This window comes from Nocardiopsis sp. NPDC007018 (assembly GCF_040635075.1).
GTDB lineage: Bacteria > Actinomycetota > Actinomycetes > Streptosporangiales > Streptosporangiaceae > Nocardiopsis.
Map to the genome: position 1 here is coordinate 193,505 of NZ_JBEYHA010000004.1, position 1,884 is coordinate 195,388.

General features: G+C 55.7%; 1 rRNA gene (running past one end of the window). It reads left to right on the forward strand.

What is annotated here, in order from left to right:
• Positions 1-94: 94 nt before the first annotated feature.
• Positions 95-1,884: ribosomal RNA gene (locus ABZ635_RS03755) — 23S ribosomal RNA — on the forward strand (it continues 1,496 nt past the right edge of the window).

Genomic DNA, 1,884 nt, shown 5'->3' on the forward strand with positions numbered 1-1,884 from the left:
CCGTTTTCGGTTCGGGGTTGTGGTTGAGGTAGGGGAGTTTGTGGTTGGTGTTTTGATTTGTGAATAGTGTGCGCGAGCATCTTATTATCTGTAGTGGCCAAGTGATAGTGGCACACGGTGGATGCCTTGGCATCAGGCGCCGATGAAGGACGTGGGAGGCCACGATAGGCCGCGGGGAGCTGTCAACCGAGCTTTGATCCGCGGGTGTCCGAATGGGGAAACCTAGCCCGAGTTGTGTCGGGTTGCCGCTACCTGAATGTATAGGGTAGTTGGTGGTGACGCGGGGAAGTGAAACATCTCAGTACCCGTAGGAAGAGTAAACAACAGTGATTCTCCTAGTAGTGGTGAGCGAACGGGGAAGAGGCTAAACCGTGCGCGTGTGATAGACGGCAGTCGTTGCGTGTGCGGGGTTGTGGGATGCATCTTTTCAGGTCTGTCGGCCTGGAGCGCTGATGATTTTTCTAGCTGAATCCGTTGGGAAGCGGTACCGGAGTGGGTGAGAGTCCCGTAGGTGAAGGAAGAGTCTAGGTGTTGATGTTCTCCCGAGTAGCGCGGAGCCCGAGAAATTCCGTGTGAATCTGGCAGGACCACCTGCTAAGCCAAAATACGTCCTGATGACCGATAGTGCACTAGTACCGTGAGGGAAAGGTGAAAAGTGCCCCGGTGAGGGGTCGTGAAATAGTACCTGAAACCGTGTGCTGTCAAGCCGTCAGAGCAGTCCTTCGGGGTTGTGATGGCGTGCCTTTTGAAGAATGAGCCTGCGAGTCATGGTGTGTGGCGAGGTTAACCCGGGTGGGGTAGCCGTAGGGAAACCGAGTCTGAATAGGGCGTTTGAGTCGCATGCTGTGGACCCGAAGCGGAGTGATCTACCCATGTCCAGGGTGAAGCGGGGGTAAGACCTCGTGGAGGCCCGAACCCACCAGAGTTGAAAATCTGGGGGATGAGGTGTGGGTAGGGGTGAAAGGCCAATCAAACTCCGTGATAGCTGGTTCTCCCCGAAATGCATTTAGGTGCAGCGTCGCGTGTTTCTTGCTGGAGGTAGAGCTACTGTTTGGCTGATGGGCCCTACAAGGTTACTGACGTCAGACAAACTCCGAATGCCGGTTAAGTGAAGCGTGGCAGTGAGACTGCGGGGGATAAGCTTCGTAGTCGAGAGGGAAACAGCCCAGATCATCAGCTAAGGCCCCTAAGCGTGTGCTAAGTGGGAAAGGTTGTGGAGTTGCTGAGACAACCAGGAGGTTGGCTTAGAAGCAGCCATCCTTTAAAGAGTGCGTAATAGCTCACTGGTCAAGTGGTTCTGCGCCGATAATGTAGCGGGGCTTAAGTACACCGCCGAAGCTGTGAAGTCCAGTCGCTAAGGCTGGGTTGGTAGGGGAGCGTCGTGCATCCAGTGAAGCTGCCGAGTGATCGAGTGGTGGAGGGTGTGCGAGTGAGAATGCAGGCATGAGTAGCGAAAGCAACGTGAGAAACGTTGCCGCCGATTGACTAAGGGTTCCTGGGGCAGGTTAATCCGCCCAGGGTGAGTCTGGACCTAAGGCGAGGCCGACAGGCGTAGTCGATGGATAACGGGTTGATATTCCCGTACCCGTGCACGAGCGTCCAGTATCGAATCAGGTGATGCTAACCACGCTGGTTCTTGGTGGTCCCTTCGGGGTCTGCCTCTGAACTGGTCTGGGACCCGAGCTTGTAGTAGGTAAGTGATGGGGTGACGCAGGAGGGTAGCTCTACCCGGCGGTGGTTGTCCGGGGGTAAGCGTGTAGGCCGAGGGGTAGGCAAATCCGCCTCTCATGAAGGTTGAGACGTGATGCCGAGCCGTTTTTGGTGAAGTGAGTGATCCCATGCTGTCGAGAAAAGCCTCTAGCGAGTTCGTGTGTGGCCAGTACC